The organism is Streptomyces humicola (genome assembly GCF_024436035.1).
Lineage (GTDB): Bacteria > Actinomycetota > Actinomycetes > Streptomycetales > Streptomycetaceae > Streptantibioticus_B > Streptantibioticus_B humicola.
This window is the reverse complement of record NZ_JANFNG010000043.1, coordinates 1-24,252: the sequence shown is the minus strand read 5'-3', so window position 1 is coordinate 24,252 and position 24,252 is coordinate 1. Positions and strand designations below refer to the sequence as shown.

Here is a 24,252-nt window from a genome sequence, read left to right as displayed (position 1 = left end):
GCGAGATGTTGCGCCGCAGCCACGCGCGAGCCGACCTGCGCTGACGACGCGTGTGCGAGGGCCCTGGGATCAGCCATAACTCTCGTGCGCTGACGGGCCAAGGCTGACGGAAACTCACATACTGATTACCATCAAATCACCTTCGCAGGCACAGAACCAGGGAGGCGCAAAGCCAGTGGGGAAGACGGGCAACGTCGGTTATGTCGACTCCCCCCGCAGTCCAAACGCCAGACACAACATCGGCGCTCGCACGCCCTCCCCATCATCCGCCGTAGCAGGCAGTGAATCCTCCGGTGGGTCGGCCTGCGCCTCTACCGTTCCACTGACTGCAACGTCGCACCCTGATCATTCTCGTGCTGCTCCTGCGGAAGAGAGCCTCCAAGGGTCGGTCGCCACCTCGCTCAGCGACGGCCCGCTAGTAGGGGACTACTTCGTCGTGATCGGCAGCGACATGGCACGCAGGGTCTGCGGCTCCTTGCAATCGGCAGGGCATCGTGTGCGTCACCTGGCTCAACCCACGGACGAAGACCTTCGCCGGGCGTTGGGCCGTCCGGTAGCAGGCGTGGCAATCCTGCTCGATGATGACGTCCGGTCCCTGCGTTACGCGCTCGCGGTTGAGCACATCTATCCCAACGTTGCACTCGTAGTGGCCATCTTTGATAGAACGGTCGCAGAGCAGTTGGAACGCGTGGTCTCCAACTGCCGGGTCACATCCCCGGCGGACGTTGCCGCGCCGGCCCTCTTGGCTGCCTGCCTCCAGCCCGACCTACTCGCACTCACCCGGACGCCCGCAGGCGATGTCGGCGCTCGCTGGAATGCTGGGGTCGTGAGCCTCGAGCCGTATCGGGTGCCGCGCTCGCTGCGATACAGGGCGCGGATGGGGAGAATCCGAGGACAGCTCCGACCACACGACGGCAGCTCAAGGATCATGCTAACCGGTCTGGCTGGACTTCTCGCAGTACTCCTGGCGGACTTTGTCTGGTCCGTGGCTCTCCGCCGCCGGCCGCCGGTCGAGGCATTGTTCGAAGCAGCGCGAACGGTATCTGCGGTCGGCCCCGCATCGGGACATGGTTCCAACGCGTACATGATGTTCTCCGCTGCCGCGATGCTCGTCACCGTTGTCTTCACAGCCGTCTTCACAGCGGGTATGGTCGACCGTCTGCTGGCCCCACGCCCCCTCAGCATCGTAGGGGCCCGGACAGTGCCGCGAGCCGGCCACGTGGTCGTCGTAGGGCTCGGACAGGTAGGACTGAGGCTATGCACTGAACTGCAGGCTCTAGGCATAGGCGTCGTGGCGGTCGAGCGGGATCCGACCGCCCCTAACCTCCGCCTGGCCAGGGCACTCGGCGTACCCGTAGTAGTCGCCGACGCGACCGACAAGTTCGTGCTGCGCAAACTCAGCCTTCAGCACGCGCAGGCGATGGCTGCCGTCGCCTCGAACGACCTGGACAACATCGCCGTGTCCGTAGCAGCACGAGCCGTCACTCCCAAACTGCGCGTCGTTATTCGCGCGGGTGATCACGAAGCCATCGCGGAGACTCGTTCGCTGTTCAGGATCGGCATCGTCCACGACTTGAATGCTCTGAGTACCGCATACTCGACCGCAAGTCTGATCGGGCTGCGTCCGCGCGGTGTGTTCGCACTTGGCAATCGGATTCTGGTGGAGTGCGGCGACGGGGGGTTCGCTCAGTGGCCGCAAGCGGACCGGTGTGGCCACTCTCCTGAGGCAGATCCCGATCCTGGCAGCGGTGCTCCCCCGCCTGCCGTCAGGCCGCGCTGATCTTCGTTGCCGTTGTGCGAGGTCCTTCAAGACGCATCAGACGCCACTCCTGGGGTGTATTTCGAGCCCGGCAGAGAAACCCGCGGTGGTGCCGACCTCACGGCCGGCGTCGAGCTGCGGACGGCCCGCGGCTTCTCCGCCGGCGACCAGGTCCCCTCTCGTGGGGCCTGTCGCAGATCAAGGCAGCCCGGGTAGGGGATCAGGTAGGGGAAGATGGCGTCTACACTCTCTCGTCGATGGGCTGGGGAAACCACTCTTCTGAGATGCGCAGACCCCCTTAACCGTTGGTTTCTGCGAACTTCCATAGAGTAATCGGCCTGCTGTGGGCCATGCCCACATGTCACTGTGGCCCCGGATGATCAACGGGAGTGGTCGAAAGGGATCGCGGCTAGTGAAGGACGGCGTTGATCTCGACGTGACGGGGAGTAGCTCAGCGGCGCAATCGGGCGGCGGCTTGCCGAGCCCGGCCACCCGGTCACCCGGTCACCCGTCGCGCCACGCCCACAGCGGCGGCATGTCGCCAGCGAAGAGAATCAACCGCTGATCTGGTTGAATCCGTCGTTTTCGGGAGGCATTCTTATTCTTAGTCTCTTGGCGCCAGCCCAGAGGTGGGAACATGACTGCCCGCAGTGAAACGAGGCGATATGGGTTCCCACGTGTCCACACGCACATGCGGATATCGGCCCGGCTTCATAGGATTCGCGGGGCCGTCATGATCAATGAGTGGATCATCCCGCCGTGTGGTCCGGGCGGTGACCGCTGATGACGGCAATGCCCCGTCGGCTCCTGTCCTGCGAAGAGGAGCAGGCACTGTTGGACTGGCTGTTCAGCCACTCACCGATGCCATTGGCGGTGTACGACGCCGATCTGCATTGCGTACGGGAGAATGCCGCGATGGCCCGCCTCATCGGGCGACCGTCGCAGACAGACGCCCGGGGGCCGCGCTTGTCAGAGATGATCTATGGGCCTGATGTCGCAGCCTGGGAAGATTGCATGCGCCAGGCACTCGCCATCGGTGAGCCGGTCCCGACCGCAGAGGTTGTAGAGGTTGTTGGGCGCACGGCCGTCGATCCGGGCCATGACCGCATCTTCGCTGTCTCAGCCTCTCCTCTGCGCGATCAGCGAGGGCAGGTCTTCGCCGTATGCACGGCAGTGGACGACGTGACCGAGCAGTACCGTGCACGGGAGCGTCTGGCTCTGCACAACCGGGCCAGCACTCACATCGGCACCACCCTCGACCTGATGCGTACCGCTCAGGAGCTCGCTGACACCGCCGTTCCCCGACTGTGCGACTGGATTACCGTCGACCTCCTGGACACCGTGCTCAACGGCGACGAGCCCAGCGCCTTCACCGGAAGCGTGGCACTGCGCCGCATGGCCAACCAATCCATCCTTGAGGGAGCGCCCGAGGCCGTCCGCCTACCGGGGGAAGTGGATTTCTACCCTCCCCAGTCACCGGCTGTCCGCTGCATGGCTACCGGACAATCGGCCGTGTACAGCGCTCCTGATCCCACCATCCAGTCGTGGCTGGCCATCGACCCCGTGCGGGCTGAGCGCTTCCGCACCTACAAGTTCCAGTCGATCATGCCCGTGCCTATTTGCGCCCGCGGCGCAGTCCTGGGCGTCACCATATTCTTCAGACGCACCACCGAGCCCTTCACTGATGGCGACCGTTTGCTCGCTGAGGAGCTGGTCGCGCTTGCCGCGGTCTGCCTGGACAACGCTCGACGCTTCACTCGGGAGCGCACCGCCGCCCTCACGCTTCAGCGCAGTCTTCTCCCCCGCCGGATGCCTCCGCAGCTGGCCGTCGACATCGCCTCTCGGTACTTCCCCGCGGGTGGCGGGACCGGTGCCGGCGGCGACTGGTTTGACGTCATCCCGCTGTCAGGCGCCCGCGTTGCGCTGGTGGTCGGCGACGTCGTTGGTCACGGCATCAGCGCGGCCGCGTCCATGGGCCGGCTCCGCACCGCGGTACGTACCCTCGCCGACGTCGACCTGCCCCCGGACGAACTCCTGACCCACCTCGATGACCTCGTCTCATGCCTCGCTGCCGAAGACGACGCCCATGTCGATGCCGCAGAGCTCGGCGCCACGTGCACGTATGGCATCTATGATCCGGTCTCCCGTCGCTTCTCCGTAGCCCGCGCCGGGCATCCACCACCGGTGATTGTCGCCCCAGACGGCACAGCCGAGTACCTCCAGTTGCCCGAAGGCCCACCACTTGGACTTGGCAGTCTTCCGTTCGAGTCGGCCGAAATCGAACTAGCCAAAGGAAGCTTCATAGCCCTCTATACCGATGGGCTGATCACCACTCGCGAACGCGACATCGATGACGGACTCGAACGGCTGCGTTCTGCGCTGGCCCAAACTTCAGTGTCCCCAGACGTGTTGTGCGACAGGATCATCGAAAGCGTGCTTCCTGAGCACTCCTCCGACGACGTGACCCTGCTCATAGCTCGCACGCGCACCATGACAAGCAACCGCGTTCGCGTCCGGGACATCCCGGTTGATCCAGCGGTCGTAGCCGATGCCCGCGCCTGGGCCGCTCAGCAGCTAGCTGAATGGGAACTGCGCGACGAAGTTGACGTGACCGAACTGGTGGTGAGCGAGCTCGTCACCAACGCGATCCGCTACGCCCACCCACCCATCCAGCTCCGGTTGATCCGGGACAGAACACTTATCTGCGAGGTATCCGACTCCAGCATCACGGCCCCGCACATGCGCCGAGCACGGATCTGCGACGAGGGAGGACGCGGGCTCCTCCTGGTCGCCCAGCTCACACAACGGTGGGGCACGCGGCATACCCGCAGCGGCAAGACCATCTGGTGCGAGCAGTTCCTCGTTGACGACTGCTGAGGCTAGGGAGGACTGGCCTGGCACCGTGGCACTGCAGACCGCGAACCTCCGACGACTTCGCCGAGGAGAAGTTTCCGCTCGCAGCCGAAGGCACCCAACCCTGCGGCTTCGTCTCCAGGTTCCTGCGTCGATGACCGCGACGGGGGCAGTGCCCGCGGTGGGTACGCCGTTGGCCGGAGCGGTCGCCAGGAATGATGCGTTGACAACCCTTGAGCTCCTCTCCTCGCTGCGACAGCAGCGGCTATTGGCCACCGTCCGCGGCGACGACCCAGGGGCCGCCGTCCGTACCGTCGTGACCCTCGTGGAATGTGGCGTGCGCTTGGTCGAGGTCTCGCTTACCAGCGAACAGGCCCAGGAAGTGCTCGCGGCGGTGGTGCGCGAGATCGGGCGGGCCGCACTCATCGGAGCCGGAACCGTACTCAGCGCGGCCGACGCCGCCGATGCCCATAGCGCGGGCGCCCACTTCGCGGTCACTCCGGGGTTCGGCCCCGGGGTCGCGGCGGCTGCCTCCCTGGGGTTGCCCGTGGTCGCCGGAGCACTGACACCGAGCGAGGTGGCATGCGCCCGTTCGGCGGGAGCAGCGGCAATCAAGCTGTTTCCCGCGTCGCTCGGCGGTGCCGACTATCTGAGAGCCCTCCGGCAGCCGTTCCCCGACGTTCCGTTCGTCCCCGTTGGCGGTATCGGCCACCAAGAAGCCAGAACGATGCTCGCCGCCGGCGCCCTCGCGGTCGGAGTCGGATCGCCTCTGGTCGGCGACGCCGCGAGTGGCGGCTCGCTTACCGCGCTGAGGACTCGCGCCGCCACCTTCCTGGACACCATCGGAGAGCTGCCGTGACCGATCTGCTCACCTTTGGTGAGACCATGCTCGCCCTCCGGCAGGAAGATCCCGGACCGCTTCGCCTTGGCGGACAGCTGCGTTCATCCATCGCCGGGGCCGAGGCCACCGTGGCGATCGGCGCAGCCCGGCTCGGCCACGACACTGCCTGGTGCGGCCGGATCGGCGCCGATGACGCCGGAACACTGGTGCTGTCTGCACTGCGCGGATCGGGGGTTGACACCCGCGCCGTGGTCACCGACCCCGACGCGCCGACCGGCCTTTTGATACGCCTGCCACGTACCGCCGCGCTCACGCGCGTCAACTACTACCGGTCCGGCTCGGCCGGCTCCCGACTCCGAGCAGCCGACCTCGCGCCCGCGCTGGTACGTTCCCCCAAGGTGGTACACACCTCCGGCATCACTGCTGCGCTCGGCGTCAGGCCCCCTCGTGCGGAAGACCCCGGCTGGGTCGCCGCCTGCGGCACCGGGATCGCCCTGCTCGACGAGGACGGACACCTCGATTGGTTGGCCCGTCCCGAAGACGGCGCGCGGACCCGCATGCGCATGAATGACGGATGTGCGGACCCACGCGGGCGCTTCCTCGCCGGGTCCATGGCCTACGACGGCACGCCGGGCGCCGGGGCGCTGTACCGGGTCGACATCGACGGCTCCGTCGAGCGGATTTTGGACGGGCTCACCATCCCCAACGGCCCGGTGTTCTCCCCGGACGGCTCGGTCATGTACCTCGCCGACAGCGCCCGCCGCCAGATCTTCGCCTACGACTACGACACGCTGGCCGGCGCGCTTGGCCCAGCCCATCTTTTCGCCGAACTCGGCCCGCAGGACGGCGCCCCCGACGGCATGGCCGTCGAAACGCACGGCCACCTGTGGTCCTCCGAATGGGGCGCAGCGCGGCTACGCCGGTACAGCCCGGACGGACAGCTGGTCCAAACGCTCCCGCTTCCGGCGACGCAGCCCACCTCCTGCGCCTTCGGCGGGCCACACGGCACAGACCTGTTCATCACCACCGCCACCTACCAACTGGCCTACGCCTCCCCCTGGGACGGGCGCACGCTCGTGCATCGCTCCCAAGTCGCGGGCGTTCCCGCCGGCGCCGCCCGAATCCGGTGACCACACCACCTCGCTCCCCCATCTGCACTGTCTCCGACTCCCAGACACAGGTGACCCATGACCCCTCCCATGCCCGCCTCAGGCGGAACCTTCGAGCATCCTTCCGAGGGGCTCGCCATCACGCTGTGGGACTTCAGCTGGTACACGCAGGCCGGCCCCGGAGAGCCATTCGCCGACTCGACCAGTCCTTCGCGGAGGCGGTGGACCACGGCTTCAACACCGTCCGCACCTGCGCCATGCCCTTCCTGCTCTTCTCGGGACGGGTCCAGGACCCGGACGCCATCTGCATCCGAGGTCTCGGCAAGGACTTCGGCCAGCGCACGCGCTGGTACGACGTACGCGGCAGCTACCGATTGGATGGCCGTCGACGCCTCCTGGAGCTGTTTGAAGCAGCACGCCGCCACAACTGCCGGCTCATTGTGTCCTCCTGGGAATACCAGCAATCGCCGTGCTTCGCGGACACCGACCTCTGGCACCGCGCCCTGGCCGCCGTACCCACCCTCGAACGATCCGAAGTGATGGCTCAGGCTATGGCAGACCTCCTGGACTTCCTCTCTGACCACGGACTGGCCGACCGCATCGCCTACGTCGAGGTACACAACGAAGTTGCAAGCCACTACGGGCGACTGTTCCGGCCCCTGACCCGTGCCATGGACCTGCTGAAGGCTCGGCATCCCCACATCCCGGCCACCTACTCGCTCGGCGAAACCTGGCCGGAGGAACTTGGCGACCTCCCGGATGGACAGGTCGCGCACTTCCACTTCTACGTCTATGGCGTACTCGGAGCGCTGTACGAGGCCGTAGGACTGGGACACGGTACCCAGAACGGCCGAAGAACCCGACCTGGCCCACGCCCGACCTCGCGTCCATGCTGCGGCGTGACGCGCCGGACTTCGACACCTACCATCCGGACCAGCCCTGGCAACTGGCCGCAACCGGCATACCCCGCGAACTGTTCTACACCCACGACTGGGTGAACCCCGACCGCTGGGACCAGTGGCTGTACGATCACTACTCTGCCCATTAAGGTTCCATGCGCGACACGTTGACCAAATGGACGGACTCCGTCGCTGACTACGCTCGACGGCGTGCGGTACCCGCCGTCCTCGGTGAAGGCGTCGTGGGGTACACGCCCCGCCTGACCCGATTCGAAGAGGACGCGGTGGGCAAGAACATCGTCGAGTTCGCAGTAGACCGGTGCCTTCGCGCGGGCTTGCGGGGCCACGCCGCCCCCCACCATCCCATGTGGCACACCGACGGGGATTGGATGCGCCGCATGAACGCCCGCATCACCAGCCCTCGGGTCTCGCATTCCGTGCCGCCACACTCCTGACCCTGCGCGTTTGCCCGCCGGACAACTGAAGGCTCGTGGGTGTCCGGTCGGTGAACGTGTCGGCGAGTTGCTCCCGGACGGCCTTCGGAAGCTCGGCGGGCCGGTCCTCGGCGGATGAAGCGTGGGGAGGTCCCTCCCGGCGGGGAGCCGGGAGGAACCTCGGATCGCGAAGCAGAGGATTGTTTATTGAGACGAGAAGACGCAACCGTTGTCATTGTTGCTGTAGAGCGGCTGCATGGCGAAGGTGCCGGTGGAGAAGTTGACCGTCTGGTCGTTGTCCCAGGCGCACAGGTCACCGATTTCTTCACTGTTGGAGTCGACCCAGCCGCTGGAGGGCTCGGGGTCGGTCACCGCTTCGGCGTACTCGTGCCCGCCGACGATGCTGAAGCCGTCGAGCTGGTTCTGGACGGAGTTGGCGCCGCAGCTTGAGCCGGCGTCGAGCACGTACGGCATGTTGGTGTAGGCGACGTTGCCGTTCCAGTCGTGCCAGGCGCAGAAGCCGGCGTTGGGGAATCCGTCCGGTTGGGTGCCGCTCGGGCTCATCACGAAGATGTCGACGTTCGGGCCGGAGACGCCGAAGTGCTGCGCCGCGTTGTCAGCCTCGGCAGCGATGTCCTGCTGCTGGGCGTTGGACGGGGCCGCGGAGGAGTTGTCGACCCATGTTCCGCCGAGGACCGCGCCGTTGAAGGTCGGGGCGTTGCCGTTGCTGTCGGTGTACTGGCTGGTGACCGTCGACCAGGTGTCGCCCTGCGCCCCGAGGCCGTTGAAGAGGCTCTGCATGTAGCTCTGGACGCCGTTGGAGTCGCCGTCCCACTGGCTGCCCCAGAAGTCGAGGTAGATCACCGGGGTGGTCTCGAGTGGGCCGCCGCCGTATTGCAGTCCGCTGGTCTGCGTGACGGGCGGGTAGACCGTCGCGGAAGTGTCGTCGCTCGAGGCGGAGTGCGCCCCTGCGTGCCGTTCGCGCATGGGGACAACCCCGGTGGGGCGGTTCAGCTGGACGTCGAACGTCTTGCCGTCCAGGTGCACGGTCACAGTGCGGCCGTGCGCCGTGGCGGGAGTCTGGGTGTGCTCGGTCCCGGCGTGTGCCGGGCCTGCCGTCAAGGTGGCGAACAGGAGCACTGTGGCACCCGTACCGACCATGGCGACGATCCGTCGTATGCCACGGCGGATTCGGCGAGGTGTGGTGGTCAAGTGAAACCCTTTCCGGTCTGCGGGACTGTGGCATCCGTCACGGAGCGGGCGGGGTGCTCCCGTTCTGAGGCGGGCTGCCGTCCATTCGAGCTGATCGCGTAGCATGCTGCTGTCTGTCCCGGCGCGGAGACAACGGCCATGCTTCTGCTGCTGGAAACTCTGTGAAGCGCAACTGGACCAGCGGCCTCTCGGGAGGCATCGAGCTGCGGTAGGGCCAGTCATGGGCCTCGACGGCTGCAGATCAACGGAATGTCATTCCGTGAAGGTTCGCAGTTTCACAGTTTTCCCCGGCGCCGCTGCGGTGTGGCCGGGCCGTGTGCGGGGCTCGTAAATTCTCGTGACGGGCCGTGCGGTCCGGGTCAGTCCCACTCCCAGTGGAGTCCTTCGATTCCGGGCCGGCAGTCGAGCGATACCAGATGGATCGCGCCACCGGCGCCTGGCTGCAGTTCGGCGATCTCGCGGTGTTCCTCGTCATGCCGGCGTCGTCGGACGTGATAGCAGCGCACCGGCAGTGCGGCCAGTTTGAAGTGAACGCGCAGCACCAGCTCCCGCAGCGGCTGACGCGAGAGGTAGAGATATTCGGCCACGCCGCAAGTTCCGTCGCCTCCACGGTATTCGTAGTCGAAGACGTGGGCCTGGCCCACCCGGAGTCGGGCGTCGAAGAGCAGTTCCGCGGCGTGCAGTCCGCTGTCCGGATCATTGCGTACGCGGCCCAGCCGACAGCCGTAGAGCGGTCGGATGGTGGGCGGCCTTTCGCCTGGAACGTCCGGCACGCTGATGGCGATGAAGCGGTCTACTCCGGCGACAAGGGGCGCGACGACACGCCGGATCCGTTCGACCGACCAGGAGCGGTCCGTGCGCATCCACCGGTCGCCCTGCATGCTGATGTGTTCGAGTTTGCTGTTGGCCGTCGCGTCTAGATCCATGAGTACGGTCGACAGCCCACGCTCTCGGTCGATCATGTCGTCGAAGCTCAGCACCTTCCCTTTGGCCCCACACCACCTGCCGCGCGGACGGGGCGGGCCGAGCAGGGTCATCAGGCTGGCGCGGGGCAACCCCAGCAGGTCCTCCATCGCGCACACTGCGCGCAGCGACTCTGCGCGCTCCGGCCTGCGCGTCCCGCGCTGCCAGTAACTGAGCGTGGACAGGCCCACTTGGATGCCCTGCGCGCCCAGCCTCCGGCGCAGGCTTTCCAGGCTCAGCCCTGACTCCGCGATCGCCAGATGCAGCGCGACGTCGAACGGTCCCGAGCGCAGCACTGCCTCCAGTGCCCGGGAGCGGCGTCGGGGAGCGGGAAACACCGCGCGATTGTCGGCGGCCGCGAACGATGCCGCCATCGAAGGTCTTCGGGCGTGCTGTTGTGCGGGCTGGCTCACGGCCACTCGACCTCCTCCCGCGCTCCGCTTCGGAACGCGGTCGTGCCACCACCCTGTGGCGGCGCGACGAGTGGCCTAAGGTTCTATGATCGCCGTGTACCGGTCAAGGCTCTAGCGGTGAATCCGCCGGGAAGATCGGCCCGAGTGCGGCAGTCGGTGTGCAAACACGTGCGCGCGGTCAGGGGGTGGGCTGGGGTCTCGGACGCAGACGCCGCTGCCGCTCATTCAGGTGCGGCAACAACACACACCTCGGACTTAGCGGCAAGTTGATCCCTGACCTCACCCGATACGCGGTCTCCACGCTACGAGGGGAAGCGCAGGTACATAATGCACTGTTATGAGGAAGTGAGAGCTCCCGGAAGTGCTGGTGTATCGGCACTATTGGCCGAATAGAACGAGCCAGTCCTACTGGCGGCAGTGTGGACAAGCCGCAATCCGCCGACGGTGGCTGCCAGGTACCCGGCGGCGGCCGCGGCGATCCACCACGACGGTGGGTGGAGAGCCGTCCTGTCATCGCACACCACACGGTCGGCACGCTACGCGCCTGAGTGACGGCGACCAACGAGGGCGAGGGACAACGGGGTCCTGTCTTGGGCGCCTGAGCCTCATCCCTCTCGAGGGCTGTGATCGGCGGACAGGTATGAAATCCTCCCGCTTCCAGCCATCCGTGCAGGAGGCTATCGAAGACGCTATTAGGCATGACGGTTACGCAGCGCTCCGCTTCACAACTACCAGCCCCGACCAAGCACGGCTCGCAACGCGTAGAGCTGCTCCGCGAGCCGATCCGAGATGGTGAAGGCATCCACGTCGTGACGCTTTCACAACAGGCCCTGGCACTGAAACATAGCCGGTAACCCCCACTAACCTGCCTCCCCGCGTGAGCCGCCGCTCCCGGGCAGTACTCGCCCGGGACCTTCGGGGAGGCGTCCGGTCGCGCACCTGATCCGGAGGGCGAAATTTTCCGTGTCCGGTGTGCTGTCAAGGCCAGTTGGGAGCTCCCCGGCGAGCCCTCAACCGCGCCACTTCACAACGGCTGCGAGCTAGGTAATCGCAGCCGCCGGGGCCCGAAGCCCGGATCCATCCCTGCATTCAGGAGAACTCCCATGAGCTTCCCAGTCAGCGCGGGACGCCGGCTGCACACCGCGCCCCTACTGGTCCTATCCGCCCTGCTTGCTCTGTTCGCCCTGGTCATCGTCCCTGCCAACCCCGCCCATGCGTACAACGGGAGCACGTCTGCGTGTTCACTCACAGGGACGACCGGCTACACCGATGAAGGCCAGCAGAACAACATCGCCAGCGACCCCAATCGGTTCCAGGTGCCCTTCGGCCCCACCGGGACGGCGACCTCGAAGACCATTCGGGTGGGCATGCTGTACGTCGACTTTCCGGACGCCGTGGGCACCGGGAATCTCGCCGACTACTACAACCAGCTTTCGCCTGCCGCCAACTGGATGTGGAACGCCTCCTACGGCCACACCTGGCTCAACATCCGGGCCCCGCTCAACCAGTGGCTGCACATGCCGTCGAACTCCACCTCCTACGGTTGGCCCGGAACTCCGCCCTACGCCAGCCAACAGCAATACGTGCTGGACGCGACCACAGCCGCCGCAATCGCCGGTGTCGACCTCTCCCAGTACGACATGTTCTACATCGTGCCGACCAAGAACGCGACCGCGATCAACAACTCGCCCACCTACATCTGGAACTCCGGTAACCCCGGCGTGGTCGTCAACGGCACGACCGTCAAATGGGCCGTCACGTTCGGTCAGGACATCTGGGGGCCGTGGGGCTACCACATCGCCGACCACGAGACCGGTCACACCTTCGGTCTGCCCGACCTGTACTCCTTCACCGGCGACACGCACCAGTACGTCGGCGGCTGGGACATCATGGGCAATATCGGCGGGCCGGGGAACCAGTACTTCGGCTGGCAGTCCTGGAAGCTCGGCTGGACCAATGACAGCGAGGTCTCCTGCATGACCACGCCAGGCACATCGCTGCGCACCCCCTTGAACCCGGTCGAGTACGCACCGGTCAGTGGCCGATGGCGGATCGTGGTGCTCAAGACCGGTTCAACCTCCGCCTACGTCGTCGAGTCGCGCAGGTCGGCCTTGAACGACCCCAGCCTCTGCTCCACAGGCGTACTCATCTACAAGGTCGACTGGTCCGTTACCACCGGCAACGGGCCGATCCAGGTGGTGGCCAACCCCAACGCCGCAGCGCCCCCCTCGGGCTGCAGTGCGCTGGACATGGACACCTGGCAGCCCGGTCAGACCTTCACCGATTCCAGCACCAATGTCACCATCTCCGTAGTGAGCGGCCTCTCCGACTCGAACGGTGACACGGTGGATACATCCATGTGATCTTGAAACACGGGAGGTTCTGAATCCTGGGGCGGTGTGGTCGGCGCGCATGCGTCGACCACACCGCCCACGGCCGTTGGCCGGGCGGGGTTCGGGCCGTCTACGTGGCAGCGGGCCGGGCAATTCCAGCCCTTGAAGGCGGCGATTCGGACGGTAGGCGTTCCAGCCGGCGTTGGTGGACCGGGCTGCGGGCCGAGGCCGTCTGGTACGCCTCGGCGGCGTAGTGCAGGAGCGACGAGCACATCGGTGCGAGCGGGCCCTCGTGATGCCAGGCGAGCAGGTGCCGATACCACAGGGGGTTGCCGGCAATCGGGCGTACGGCGATGCCTTGCCCGGGACTTCATCGAAGGCGGCTTGGCACAAACCCATCGCGTGGCCGCTTCGGACCATCTCCACGAGCAGCCGGCCTTCCGCCTCGTGGACGTTGCGTATCGGGCGGCCGGTAAGCAGGAGGGTCGTGGCCCAGTACTTACGGGACCGGTCGTTGTCGGGGCGAGGGGCGGCCCAGTCCACGTCCACGTCCACGTCCACGTCCACGTCCACGTCCACGTCCACGTCCACGAGATCATCCAGCGCAAGCTCCTCCAGTGCCGCCAAGGTTGCGGGCAACACCACGAAGACCGGCTCGGTCGCAATGGGCTGGAGAACGACGCCGGGCCGGGCCGCGAGCTCGTAACCGGGACTGCCGCCGACCGCGGCCCACTCGAGGCGGCCGTGGTCGGTGTCGTCGACGAGCGGGATGGGAGAGCCACCACCTCTCCGAGCGCCACAGGGGCCACCCTTGATGGCATCCGCTCGAACAAGTCCCCGCCGAGCGCCATTTCGATCCTTCTCAGCTGGGCGCTGAGGCCCGGCAGGGTCAGCCGCAGTGTGGCGGCGGCGCGGGTCAGGCTCCCGGTCTCGGCGAAGGCCAGACGATCCGAAGGTGCCGTACTTCAAGCCCATAACCGCACGTTATGGGGATCTGGGAGCTACCTGAAGAGGGCAGATACCGGCCAGCCTTATTTCAAATTTGTGAAATGTCACATCACAAAGGGAGTCCATTGTGAGAACAAGACGAGTCGGGCTGTTCATGATGGCGGCCCTTGGGCTCGTCGCCATTGCCGGTTGCGGGGGAGCAGACAATGGCGGCCATGGTGGGAGTGCGGAGAAGGGCGGCACCCTGTACGTGCTGTCAAGCATTGACCTGGAACACCTCGACCCGGCCCGCAACTACGTCACCTCGTCGGAAGATGTGAGTCGGCTCATCTACCGGACGCTGACAACGTACGCGGCGGCACCCGGTGAGGCCGGCGGTAAGATCGTGCCGGACCTCGCTACAGACACCGGCCGCCCGAGCGACGGGGCCCGGACCTGGACCTTCACGCTCAAGCCCGGCGTCAGATTCGAGGACGGCCGTCCCATCACCAGTGAAGACATCAAGTACGGCGTTGAGCGGACGTTCGCCGCCGAACTGCCCGAAGGGCCGCCTTACGCTCGCATGTGGCTGGCCGGAGGCAACGCATACAAGGGTCCCTACAAGGACAAGACCGGACTTGCATCCATCGAGACCCCTGACTACAAGACCATCGTCTTCAAACTCAACCGGCCTGTGGCGGACTTCGGTTCAGCGGTGTCCTTGCCCATGTTCGCCCCGGTACCTCCGGACAAGGACACCGGCGTCGGCTACGACGCCAGGCCTTTCTCCTCCGGACCGTACAAGATCGCCAGCTTCGAACCCCACAAGGCGCTCACGCTGGTCCGCAACCCTTACTGGAGTGCGGCCACCGACTCCGTGCGCAAAGCCCTTCCAGACAAGATCGTGATCGATCTCAACCTGGATCCCGCGGTGGTCGACCAGCGGCTCATCGCCGGTCAGGGGCAGGACGCCGACGCGGTCGCGTTCGAGCCGATCGGCCCGGCCTCCGTCGGTCCGGTGATGGCCAACCCGGCAGTACGCCAGCGTCTGGTCATCGGCGAATCGATCAACACCCGCTTCATCAGCATCAACACCACGCACAAGCCGCTGAACGACGTCAGGGTACGGCAGGCGATCGAATACGCGCTGGACAAGGACGCGCTGCGCACCGCTCGCGGCGGCCCGATCGCCGGAGACATCGCCACCACGTTGCTTCCGCCCTCGACACCCGGCTTCGTGCCCGACGACCCCTACCCGAGCCCCGGCGAAAAGGGGGATCCCGCCAAGGCCAAGGCGCTGCTCGCCGAGGCAGGCCATGCCTCGGGGCTGAGCCTCACGCTCGACGCTCCGGCAACGCCGACGGGCGAGGCGCAGGCCCAGGCGGTGCAAGCATCCCTGGGCCAGGCCGGGATCAAGGTGAACATCAACGCGATCGCCACATCGGCGTTCTACAGCACCGTAGGGAACACCTCCCAGGAGCATGACCTGGTGATCGCCGGCTGGACGCCGGACTGGCCTGGCGCCTCCACCTACCTGCCGATCGTGTTCGACGGACGGCAGATCACCGCCCAAGGCAACAACAACTACTCGCAGTACAACTCCGACAAGGTCAACACCCGGCTGGACCAGATCGCCAAGATGACCGACCCTGCCGCCGCCGCAACCGCCTACGGCCAGCTGGCCAAGGAGATCATGCAGGACGCCCCCGTCGTACCGTTCTTGTGGGACAAGGCAGCGATCCTGATCGGGCCTCACGTCACGGGCGCCTACGGGCACATCGCGTACGTCGGCCGACTCGATCTCGTCTCTCTGGGGCTGCGCAAGTGACCACCGCACTGACCACCTCGGTGCCGTCCGGCGCGACGCGGAGTGTCGGACGGCAAGAGGTATCCGCGTTGCGGAGGCTGCTGAAACAACCCTCGGCGGCTGCCGCATTGACCGTGGTGGCGATCTTGGTGCTGATCGCACTCATGGCTCCGCTGATCACCTTGGCCACCGGCACCTCGCCGACCCAATTCCACAGCGAAGCAGTGGACCCGGCGCTCGGCGGACTGCCTCGCGGGGCCGCAGGGGGCATCAGCGCCAAGCACCTCCTGGGAGTCGAGCCAGGTAGCGGCCGAGACATCCTCGCCCGTGTCGTCTACGGTGCCCGGGTCTCGCTACTGATCGCCGTCCTCGCCACCGGCCTGTCCCTGGTGCTGGGAACGACGCTCGGCCTTGCCGCCGGATTCTTCGGCGGCTGGGCCGACGCGGTCGTCGGCCGACTGATGGACCTGCTGCTGTCCTTTCCCAGCCTCATCTTCATGATCGCGCTGATCTCCGCAGCGCCCGGCGTGAACAGGGAACTGCTCCTCGTGGTCGTGCTCGGCTTCTTCGGTTGGCCGTATGTCGGAAGGATCGTTCGCAGTCAAGCGATGGTCCTGGCCAGAGGGGAGTTCGTGGCTGCCGCCCGGGTCCTCGGCGCCTCCCGGCGGGCACTGCTGCTGCGAGAGGTGTTGCCCAACCTGAGCGGACCGGTTCTGGTGGTGGCGACCATGTCCATCCCCAGCTACATCGCCACCGAGGCTGGCCTGTCGTTCCTCGGCATCGGCGTGCGCCCGCCCACCCCGTCGTGGGGCCAGATGATTGCCTCCGCGGTGCCCTGGTACGCCGCCGACCCCGTCTACTTCCTCATCCCCGGCGCCTGTTTGTTCGTCAGCGTTCTCGCGTTCAACGTACTGGGCGACGCCATACGGGATGTGCTCGATCCACGGAGCCAGCGACGATGATTCTCTATATGCTTCGCAGGCTGACCGCGACAGCGGCGATCCTCCTCGTGATCTGCGCGGCCACCTTCACCATCTTCTACGTGATGCCGGCCGACCCGGCCCAAGCGGCCTGCGGCAAGGCCTGCAGCCCCGAGCGGATTGCCGAGATCCGCACGACCCTCGGGCTGAACCACTCGCCGCCCGTGCAGTTCCGTGACTATCTCGTCGGCATCGTGGCCGGCCGAAGCTACGGCACCGGAGCGCAAGCCGTCAGATGCCCGTTCCCCTGTCTCGGCTTCAGCTTCCAGACCGACCAGCCCGTCTGGACACTGCTCACGGATCGGCTCCCGGTCAGCATCTCGATCGCGGTGGGCGCCGCGGTGCTGTGGCTGGCCGTGGGTGTCACGGCCGGCGTGGTGTCCGCGCTGCGGCGCGGCAGTCTGTGGGACCGAGCCGCCATGGTGGCCGCCCTCGGCGGCGTCTCGCTGCCGATCTACTTCACCGCCCTGGTACTGCAGTACCTACTGGTGGTCAAGCTCGGGCTGCTGCCCTACCCGCAGGCGGTCCCGCTCACCAGCGATCCCGTCGGCCGGGCCGAATCGCTGGTCATGCCGTGGATCACGCTCGCGATGCTCTACGCGGGGGTCTACGCCAGGATCACCCGCAGTGAGATGCTCGACAGCCTGGGCCAGAACTACGTGCGCACCGCACGCGCCAAGGGTCTGCCAGAGCCGACCGTGCTGCGTCGGCATGCACTTCGTCCGGCGCTCATGCCCATCGTGACGATTTTCGGGATGGACCTCGGCGCACTGCTGGGCGGCGCGCTCATCACCGAGTCGGTGTTCGGCCTGCCCGGCGTGGGCAAGCTCGCCGCCGATGCGATCAACAGCGCCGACCAGCCGGTGATCCTCGGAGTAACCCTGTTCGCCGCGGGCTTCGTGGTCCTGGCCAACCTCGTGGTGGACCTGGTCTACGCGGTTCTGGACCCGAGAGTGAGGGCCGTGGGATGACTCTGTTGTCAGTACGCGGTCTGAGCGTTGAATTCCGCTCCGGTGTACGCGCGGTGGACGGACTCGACCTGGAGCTCGACGCGGGCGCTGTTCTTGGCGTGGTCGGGGAGTCCGGAAGCGGGAAGTCCGTCACGAGCCTGGCGGTCATGGGCCTGCTACCCGACGCCCGTGTCACCGGGGAGATCCGATTCGCCGGGCAGGACCTGACGGGCTTGGGCCAGCGCGCACTGCGCAGGATCCGCGGGAACCGCATCGCGATGATCTTCCAGGACCCACTGTCCTGCCTCAACCCCTACTACCCGGTCGGCTTCCAGATAGCCGAGGCCTACCGGGCGCACCGCCGGGCGGGACGCCGCGAGGCCCACCACGTCGCGGTGCGCATGCTCGACGAGGTCGGCATCCCCGAGCCCGACCGGCGCGCCCGCGCATATCCGCACGAGTTCTCCGGTGGCATGCGGCAGCGGGTGATGATCGCCATGGCACTCTGCCTGGAGCCCGACCTGCTCATCGCGGACGAGCCGACCACCGCGCTCGACGTGACCGTGCAGGCCCAGATCCTGGACCTGCTGCAGGGGCTGCGCGAGCGGTCCGGCACAGCGATCATGCTCATCACCCACGACATGGGTGTGATCGCCGGACTCGCTGATGACGTCGTCGTCATGTACCGCGGCCGTGCGGTCGAGCGCGGCGCGGTCCGTGAGGTGTTCTATCGCCCCCGGGACGCCTACACCAAGGGCCTCCTCGCCTGCGTGCCCCGCGTCGACGGCGCGCTGCCTCTCCGTCTGCCCACCTTGCAGGCACCGGTCGAGGAACAGGCATCGCTCGAGACACCGGAGGTGACGCCGTGAATGCGCCGTTGCTCGAAGTCCAGGACCTGGTCAAGCGCTTCCCGGTGCGGCATGGACTGACCCGGCGGCTGGCCGGATACGTCACGGCCGTTGACGGTGTATCACTGCGGGTGGAGCCCGGGGAGACGCTCGGCGTGGTCGGCGAGTCCGGCTGCGGCAAGTCGACGGTCGCCCGTCTGATAACCCGGTTGATCGAGCCGACCTCCGGCACCATCCGCGTGGCCGGCCGGGAACTGCACAAGCTGGACGAGGCGGCGATACGTACGGTCCGCCGCGACCTCCAGATGATCTTCCAGGATCCCTTCTCATCGCTGAACCCCCGCAAGACGGTCCGGCAGATCCTGACCGCTCCATTCCGCTACCAAGGGCTGGCCCCTGACGAGCCGGTGGAGCACCTGCTGGAGCGGGTCGGACTGCGGCCAGAGCACGCCGCCCGCTACCCACACGAGTTCTCCGGAGGCCAGGCACAGCGCATCGGCATCGCCCGGGCACTGGCCCTGCGACCGAAGCTCGTTGTCTGCGACGAACCCGTCTCCGCTCTCGACGTCTCTGTGCAGGCTCAGATCCTCAACCTGCTCAAGGACCTGCAGGACGAATACCGGCTCGCCTACGTGTTCATCGCCCACGACCTCGGCGCAGTCCGTCAGATCAGCACCCGCATCGTCGTCATGTACCTGGGCACCGTCGTGGAAGCGGCCGATCGTGACGCGCTCTTCGCCCACGCCGCGCATCCCTACACGCACGCCCTGCTGTCGGCCGTGCCGCTGCCGGACCCGGACGCCGAGCGAGCCCGCGAGCGCATCGTGCTCCGAGGCGACCTGCCCAGTCCCCTGAATCCACCGACCGGATGCCCGTTCCGCACCCGCTGTCCCAAGGCGGCCGAGATCTGCACCGCCGAGCGGCCCGCACTGCGGTTGATCGCTCCGGGCCAGGAGGTCGCCTGCCACTTTCCCGAGCCGCTTACCGTCGAAGGGACCCCATGACCCGCACCTACCGCCTGCCTGGTCTCGCGGTGACCGATCATGCCTTCACCGTGCCGCTCGACCATGCCGATCCGGCCCGCCCCTCGATTCAGGTGTTCGCGCGCGAGCTCGTCGACCCGGCTCTGGCCGGACAGAAGCTGCCCTGGCTGCTCTACCTTCAGGGCGGACCGGGAGGCAAGTCGCCGCGGCCGTTGAACGCCACCTCCGGCTGGCTGGCCCGTGCCCTCACCACCCACCGGGTGCTGCTGCTGGATCAGCGGGGCACCGGTCGAAGCACCCCGGTGACCTCGCGGTCGGCCGAGCGGTTCTCCTCCGCCCGGGAGCTGGCCGACTATCTCTCCTTCTTCCGCGCCGACTCGATCACCGCGGACGCGGAACTGATTCGGCATCAGTTGTGTGGAGACGAGCCGTGGGAGACGCTCGGCCAGAGCTACGGCGGCTTCATCACCTTGACGTATCTCTCCCAGGCCCCTGATGGGCTGCGTGCCTGCTACATCACCGGCGGTCTGCCCGGACTGGACGCCACCGCCGACGCCGTGTACGCCGCGACCTATCCGCGGGTCAGCGACAAAGTGACCGCCTACTATGACCGCTACCCCGGTGACCGTCAGCTGGTCCGGCGGATCGCCGACCTGCTCGACCGGCAGACCGTCCATCTGCCCGACGGCGACCAGCTCACCGTGCGCCGGTTTCGCACGTTGGGCCTGATGCTGGGCATGGGCGACGGCTTTGAACGCCTGCACTGGCTGCTGGACGAGGCCATCGGCCCTGAAGGCGAGCTTTCGGCGACGTTCCTGTACCAAGTGATGAACCTGACGGCCTTCGCCGACAACCCGCTTTTCGTCGTCTTGCAGGAATCCATCTTCGGGCAGGGAGACAAGTCCACCGACTGGGCAGCCGCCCGCGTTATGGACGCTTTTCCGGAGTTCGACGAGGACGCCGACCCGTTGCTGTTCACCGGTGAGATGTTCTACCCCTGGATGTTCGGGGAGATCGCGGGGCTCCGCCCTTTTGCGGGGGCGGTCGAGTTGCTGGCCGAGCGGTCCGACTGGCCCGCGCTCTACGACCTGCCGAAGCTGGCGGCCAACCGCGTCCCGGTGGCTGCGGTGATCTACCACGACGACATGTACGTGGACGCGGACCTGTCGTTGCAGACCGCACGCTCGGTCGGTGGGTTGCGCGCTTGGGTCACCAACGAGTGGGAGCACGACGGGGTCACCGCCTCAAGTGACCGCGTTCTGGACCGCCTGATGGACATGGCCGCCGGACGGGCCTGACGTTCGGGAGCCACCGCAAGAAGAAATGCAAGGAGAGATATGTCCAAGATCAGACGCAAGGTTCGTCCGCTCGGTGTTGCTCTGAGCGTGCTCATCCCCCTGATGGCGACCATACCGGTGGCGGCTGCCGCCTCACACCTCCCGACCACCGGCAGCACCGCCCCAGCCGCCGGCTGCGCCCTTCCCGGCAAGACCGGCTGGACCGATGAGGGGCACAACACCGACTACACCCAGTTCCAGCGGCCCATCGGCACCAAGCACGTGCTGATGCTGTTCGTCGATTTCCCCGACGCACAGGCCACGGATTCCACCGCCGCGTACTACAACGAACTCGCCGGGGCGCCCGACTGGATGCGCAAGGACTCCTACGGGCGAATCCAGCTCGACATCACCCCGTTGAAGCGCTGGGTGCGTATGCCGCAGGACTCCACCACCTACGGCTTCCAGCGTGGCATCACCTTCCAGCAGCACGAGTTGTATGTGCGCGAGGCGGTCGAGGCCGCGAAGCCGTATGTCAACTTCTCCAAGTACGACATGCTCTACATCGTGGCCAACAAGGCCGCGAAGGCGGTCAGTTTCTCCCCGACCTACCTGTACGACCCCCACACCGCCGGCATCGTCGCCAACGGCAAGCGCATTTGGCGTCGCGCACCTCGCGCGGCACCTACGGGTCCCCCGAGGATCACTCGCGACCGGCGCGAGGCGGGCTGGGCAGTTTCCAAGCACACGGTCGCGGCGCGGAATGGCCTCACCCTGCGTCTCAACGCCTCAAATGGAGGTTGGAAGGGAGCTCAGGCCCCGGAGCGCGCGTCCTTGCGATGGCAGGGATTCCTCGCCTCACGTCCGCATAGATGCAGTGAGTATTCCTGCTCGAAGGTGGGCTCTCGGGACCTGAAGGGAAAATTTTGGCGTCGGCTCGGTCATGGGCGCAGCCCACATCTCAGCACGCCGCGTCCAACTTCTTCTTTGGCGTGTGCTTGGCCGACCCTTCCTCGCTCTCGCCCTTGGCCCACAGTGAGCGCACATGGCCCAGGTGCCTAGTCATGCACTTCTGGGCCGCTTTGGCTTCGCCGGCCAGCATCAGGTCCAGCAGTTCCAGGTGTTCCTCGGCCGACGGGATCAGTTCGCCGCGCGAGTCCAGGGCGGTCAGGCCGTACAGGCGGGAGCGCTTGCGCAGGTCGCCGACGGTCTCGACGAGGCGGTTGTTGCCGGAGAGCGCAAGCAGGGAGAGGTGGAACCGGCGGTCGGCCTCCAGATAGCCGATGAGGTCGTGTTCGCGTGCGGCGCGCACGATCTCCTCGGCGATCGGGCGCAGCGCTTCGAGATCCTCGCGGGACGCGGTCTTCGTGATCCGGCCCACCATGGGGACCTCGATGAGGGTGCGGATCTCAGTGTACTGGTCGAGGTCGCGCTCGTTGACCTCGGTGACCCGGAAGCCCTTGTTACGGACGGGCTCGACCAGGCCCTCGCGGGCCAGGTCGAGCATCGCCTCGCGCACGGGTGTCGCCGAGATGCCGAACTCCTCGGCGAGCCCCGGCGCGGAGTAGACCTGGCCGGGGCGCAATTCACCCGAGATGAGGGCAGCTCGCAGGGCATGGGCGACCTGGTCGCGCAGCCGCTCCCCGGCGGTGATGAGCTTGCGCGATGTCATCTGCCCCATGGTGTTCCCTCCGTGCCTAACCGGAGCACCAGCGTACAATGTCACGTTGTTTTCGCGGGCGCCAGTGTGTACGTCCGGCTCGTGGTGTAGAAATCCAGGGCCTCTCTGCCCTGTTCCCTCGAGCCGTGGCTGGATGCCTTGGTGCCGCCGAAGGGCAGGTGGAAGTCGACGCCGGTGGACTGTGCGCCGGCTTCGAGGTACCGCGTCGAGGCCGGCCGTGTGGGCCGAGGTGACCAGGCCGTAGGGGACGCAGTTGGTGATCCGTACGGCGTGGGCCAGGTCGTCCGCGGACAGCACGGCGGCGATCGGGCCGAAGACCTCCTCCCGCAGTAGCCGGTGGTCCGACGGGACCTTTTCCACCCCCTCGCCCGCACCGGTGGTCCCGCCGGCGATCGGACCGCGGTCGACCACGGTGACCGAAAGACCGGCCTGCGCAGCGTAGTAGGCGCAGGCCGCACCGACCACACCTGCGCCGACGACGATGGCGTCCGAGGAGTTTCTTGTGGACATTCACAGTAATATTTCACACTGCACAGCCGCTGCCAAGAGTCTGCCGAGATCAGCCCGGTCGGCCCCGACAGCCACCTCGCACTAGCCAGATCACGTGTGACATTTCACATGTCCCGGCGCTGTTCGAAAGCTCCTGCTCCGCCCTACTATCCGCGCCATGAATCTGGAGGTACGGCACTTGCGAGTGATCTGCGCGATCGCGGACGCCGGAAGTCTTACCCGGGCCGCCGCATCGCTGCGCATGACCCAGCCCGGACTCAGCGCCCAGCTGCGGCGCATCGAGGCCATGCTGGGCGGGTCGATCTTCGATCGTGGGCAGGCCGGTGCCGTGCCGACCGCGTTCGGCGAGCTGGTGCTGTCCCGGGCCCGGGCCATCCTGCCAGGGATCGACGGCCTGCTGGCCGACACCGCCCGCGCCGCCATGGCACACGATCGCATCCGCGTCGGATCGGTGGGCGCCCCGCTCCTGGCCGATCTCATCGTGGCAGTACGGGAGTTGATCCCCGGGGCGGAGGTGACGGCCCGGTGCCAGTACTCCGCCACGCCACTCCTCGACGACCTCGTCGCAGGACGTCTGGACGCGGCCGTCCTCGGCGACAACCCCGGCAAGGAGCTCTCGCCTCGCGACGGAGTCGTCCTGCATCCGGTCGTCACCGAGCCGGTCTTCGCTCTGCTACCAGCCGGCCACCCGCTGGCCGGACGAGAAGAGGCGACCCTGGCCGAGCTCGTCGAGGACGACTGGGCCATGCCTCACCCGGACAGTGACCGCACCCGGGAGTACTGGGCCTCCGTCTTCTCCCTGATGGACCGTCAGCCCCGCACCCCCTACGAGGCGGAAGGCCGTCAGCTGATCGAGATCGTACGGACGGGTCTGGCCGTCAGTCTCTGCCAGGCGACCTTCATCGAGGTGCCCGGAGTGGCGGTCCGCCCTCTCGCCGGGGATCCACTCTGGTACCGCCATGTGCTGGCCTGGCACCGTGACGGCCCGCTGGCCGCACAAGGCGACGACATCCTCCGTAGGGTCGGCGAGGGCTATCTGGCCACATGTGCCGCCTCCCCGGCGTACGCACGGTGGCGAAAGCGCCATCCGAGCTCGGTGCGCCTCGGACGGATCGAGGCGTGACACCCTCTGGTCCTGGCCCCAGGGAGGCCAAGGCCGATACCTATCCTTCGCTCGCCCGGAATAGGGCTGTCCACACATTGATCCCTGTAAGACCTTGTTGGCCGATGTGACCTAATGGTCGGGCTCATGCCGCTGACGTGAGGGCGAGCTGTTCGTAGTGGGAGACGTGGGTTGTGCCGAGCGGGGTGCCGGTCCACCAGGCGTCGAGGCGGTAGAGGTTGAGGGCAGCGGCCGTCAGGATGTGGCCCAGAGCGGTTTTGGGGAGGCTTCGGTAGCGGGTGCGGCGCGCGCCGGTGCGCCTTGGCCTGGGAGATGCTGCCCTCGACGCCAGCGCGGGTGCGGTAGCGCTC

General features: G+C 66.9%; 17 protein-coding genes and 3 pseudogenes. 14 read left to right on the top strand and 6 right to left on the bottom strand.

Features of this window, described 5'->3' with window-relative positions:
• The first annotated feature begins 562 nt into the window (after positions 1-562).
• From NGB36_RS30960 to NGB36_RS30940, 5 genes are all read left to right on the top strand, one after another.
• On the top strand, positions 563-1,780 hold the full coding sequence (locus NGB36_RS30960) for an NAD(P)-binding protein (RefSeq protein ID WP_255923917.1): 1,218 nt from the start codon (positions 563-565) through the stop codon (positions 1,778-1,780).
• Between the two features lie 762 nt (positions 1,781-2,542).
• On the top strand, positions 2,543-4,636 hold the full coding sequence (locus NGB36_RS30955; RefSeq protein ID WP_308288957.1) for a SpoIIE family protein phosphatase: 2,094 nt from the start codon (positions 2,543-2,545) through the stop codon (positions 4,634-4,636).
• Between the two features lie 199 nt (positions 4,637-4,835).
• The gene (locus NGB36_RS30950) at positions 4,836-5,471 is read left to right on the top strand and encodes a bifunctional 4-hydroxy-2-oxoglutarate aldolase/2-dehydro-3-deoxy-phosphogluconate aldolase (protein ID WP_255923916.1); all 636 of its coding nucleotides are present in this window, start codon (positions 4,836-4,838) and stop codon (positions 5,469-5,471) included.
• Entirely contained in the window at positions 5,468-6,583 is a 1,116-nt protein-coding gene (locus NGB36_RS30945; RefSeq protein WP_255923915.1) for a PfkB family carbohydrate kinase, read from the top strand. The genes NGB36_RS30950 and NGB36_RS30945 overlap by 4 nt, the downstream gene beginning before the upstream one ends.
• Positions 6,584-6,783: 200 nt before the next feature.
• On the top strand, positions 6,784-7,560 hold the full coding sequence (locus tag NGB36_RS30940; protein WP_255923914.1) for a hypothetical protein: 777 nt from the start codon (positions 6,784-6,786) through the stop codon (positions 7,558-7,560).
• A 539-nt stretch (positions 7,561-8,099) separates the two neighbouring features.
• On the opposite strand, the gene NGB36_RS30935 is transcribed toward NGB36_RS30940, so the two are convergent.
• Together NGB36_RS30935 and NGB36_RS30930 are read right to left on the bottom strand one after the other, a co-directional pair.
• The gene (locus NGB36_RS30935) at positions 8,100-9,107 is read right to left on the bottom strand and encodes a hypothetical protein (protein WP_255923913.1); all 1,008 of its coding nucleotides are present in this window, start codon (positions 9,105-9,107) and stop codon (positions 8,100-8,102) included.
• 359 nt (positions 9,108-9,466) lie between these two features.
• Positions 9,467-10,483 (bottom strand): hypothetical protein, encoded by a 1,017-nt coding sequence (locus NGB36_RS30930; protein WP_255923912.1) that lies wholly within the window; start codon positions 10,481-10,483, stop codon positions 9,467-9,469.
• Positions 10,484-11,586: 1,103 nt separating this feature from the next.
• Here NGB36_RS30930 and NGB36_RS30925 point away from each other — a divergent pair.
• The gene (locus NGB36_RS30925) at positions 11,587-12,846 is read left to right on the top strand and encodes a M6 family metalloprotease domain-containing protein (RefSeq protein WP_255923911.1); all 1,260 of its coding nucleotides are present in this window, start codon (positions 11,587-11,589) and stop codon (positions 12,844-12,846) included.
• A gap of 749 nt (positions 12,847-13,595) precedes the next feature.
• Here NGB36_RS30925 and NGB36_RS34110 read toward each other — a convergent pair.
• Positions 13,596-13,804, bottom strand: a pseudogene (locus NGB36_RS34110) (helix-turn-helix domain-containing protein); the annotation flags it as partial.
• 87 nt (positions 13,805-13,891) lie between these two features.
• Here NGB36_RS34110 and NGB36_RS30915 point away from each other — a divergent pair.
• Genes NGB36_RS30915 through NGB36_RS30885 form a run of 7 tightly spaced genes read left to right on the top strand, consistent with a single transcriptional unit; the run spans position 13,892 to position 21,650 of the window.
• The gene (locus tag NGB36_RS30915) at positions 13,892-15,571 is read left to right on the top strand and encodes an ABC transporter substrate-binding protein (RefSeq protein WP_255923910.1); all 1,680 of its coding nucleotides are present in this window, start codon (positions 13,892-13,894) and stop codon (positions 15,569-15,571) included.
• Positions 15,568-16,512, top strand: a complete 945-nt coding sequence (locus NGB36_RS30910; protein ID WP_255923909.1) for an ABC transporter permease — start codon at positions 15,568-15,570, stop codon at positions 16,510-16,512. The genes NGB36_RS30915 and NGB36_RS30910 overlap by 4 nt, the downstream gene beginning before the upstream one ends.
• On the top strand, positions 16,509-17,501 hold the full coding sequence (locus tag NGB36_RS30905) for an ABC transporter permease (protein ID WP_255923908.1): 993 nt from the start codon (positions 16,509-16,511) through the stop codon (positions 17,499-17,501). The genes NGB36_RS30910 and NGB36_RS30905 overlap by 4 nt, the downstream gene beginning before the upstream one ends.
• Entirely contained in the window at positions 17,498-18,349 is an 852-nt protein-coding gene (locus tag NGB36_RS30900) for an ABC transporter ATP-binding protein (protein ID WP_255923907.1), read from the top strand. The genes NGB36_RS30905 and NGB36_RS30900 overlap by 4 nt, the downstream gene beginning before the upstream one ends.
• Positions 18,346-19,332 (top strand): ABC transporter ATP-binding protein, encoded by a 987-nt coding sequence (locus tag NGB36_RS30895; RefSeq protein WP_372509571.1) that lies wholly within the window; start codon positions 18,346-18,348, stop codon positions 19,330-19,332. The genes NGB36_RS30900 and NGB36_RS30895 overlap by 4 nt, the downstream gene beginning before the upstream one ends.
• Positions 19,329-20,609: an alpha/beta fold hydrolase gene (locus tag NGB36_RS30890; RefSeq protein ID WP_255923906.1), complete on the top strand. Its 1,281-nt coding sequence runs from the start codon at positions 19,329-19,331 to the stop codon at positions 20,607-20,609. Before NGB36_RS30895 ends, NGB36_RS30890 begins: the two co-directional genes overlap by 4 nt.
• Before the next feature lie 39 nt (positions 20,610-20,648).
• Positions 20,649-21,650 carry a hypothetical protein gene (locus NGB36_RS30885; protein ID WP_255923905.1) on the top strand — a complete coding sequence of 334 codons (1,002 nt, stop codon included), beginning with the start codon at positions 20,649-20,651 and terminating at the stop codon, positions 21,648-21,650.
• On the opposite strand, the gene NGB36_RS30880 is transcribed toward NGB36_RS30885, so the two are convergent.
• On the bottom strand, positions 21,550-22,269 hold the full coding sequence (locus NGB36_RS30880) for a GntR family transcriptional regulator (protein WP_255923938.1): 720 nt from the start codon (positions 22,267-22,269) through the stop codon (positions 21,550-21,552). The two genes, NGB36_RS30885 and NGB36_RS30880, sit on opposite strands and share 101 nt — an antisense overlap.
• 228 nt (positions 22,270-22,497) lie before the next feature.
• Positions 22,498-22,779 (bottom strand): annotated as a pseudogene (locus tag NGB36_RS30875) (FAD-dependent oxidoreductase); the annotation flags it as partial.
• 157 nt (positions 22,780-22,936) lie between these two features.
• On the opposite strand from NGB36_RS30875, the gene NGB36_RS30870 reads away from it, so the two are divergent.
• Positions 22,937-23,902, top strand: a complete 966-nt coding sequence (locus NGB36_RS30870; RefSeq protein ID WP_255923904.1) for a LysR family transcriptional regulator — start codon at positions 22,937-22,939, stop codon at positions 23,900-23,902.
• 124 nt (positions 23,903-24,026) lie between these two features.
• On the opposite strand, the pseudogene NGB36_RS30865 reads toward NGB36_RS30870, so the two are convergent.
• A pseudogene (locus tag NGB36_RS30865) lies at positions 24,027-24,252 on the bottom strand (hypothetical protein); the annotation flags it as partial.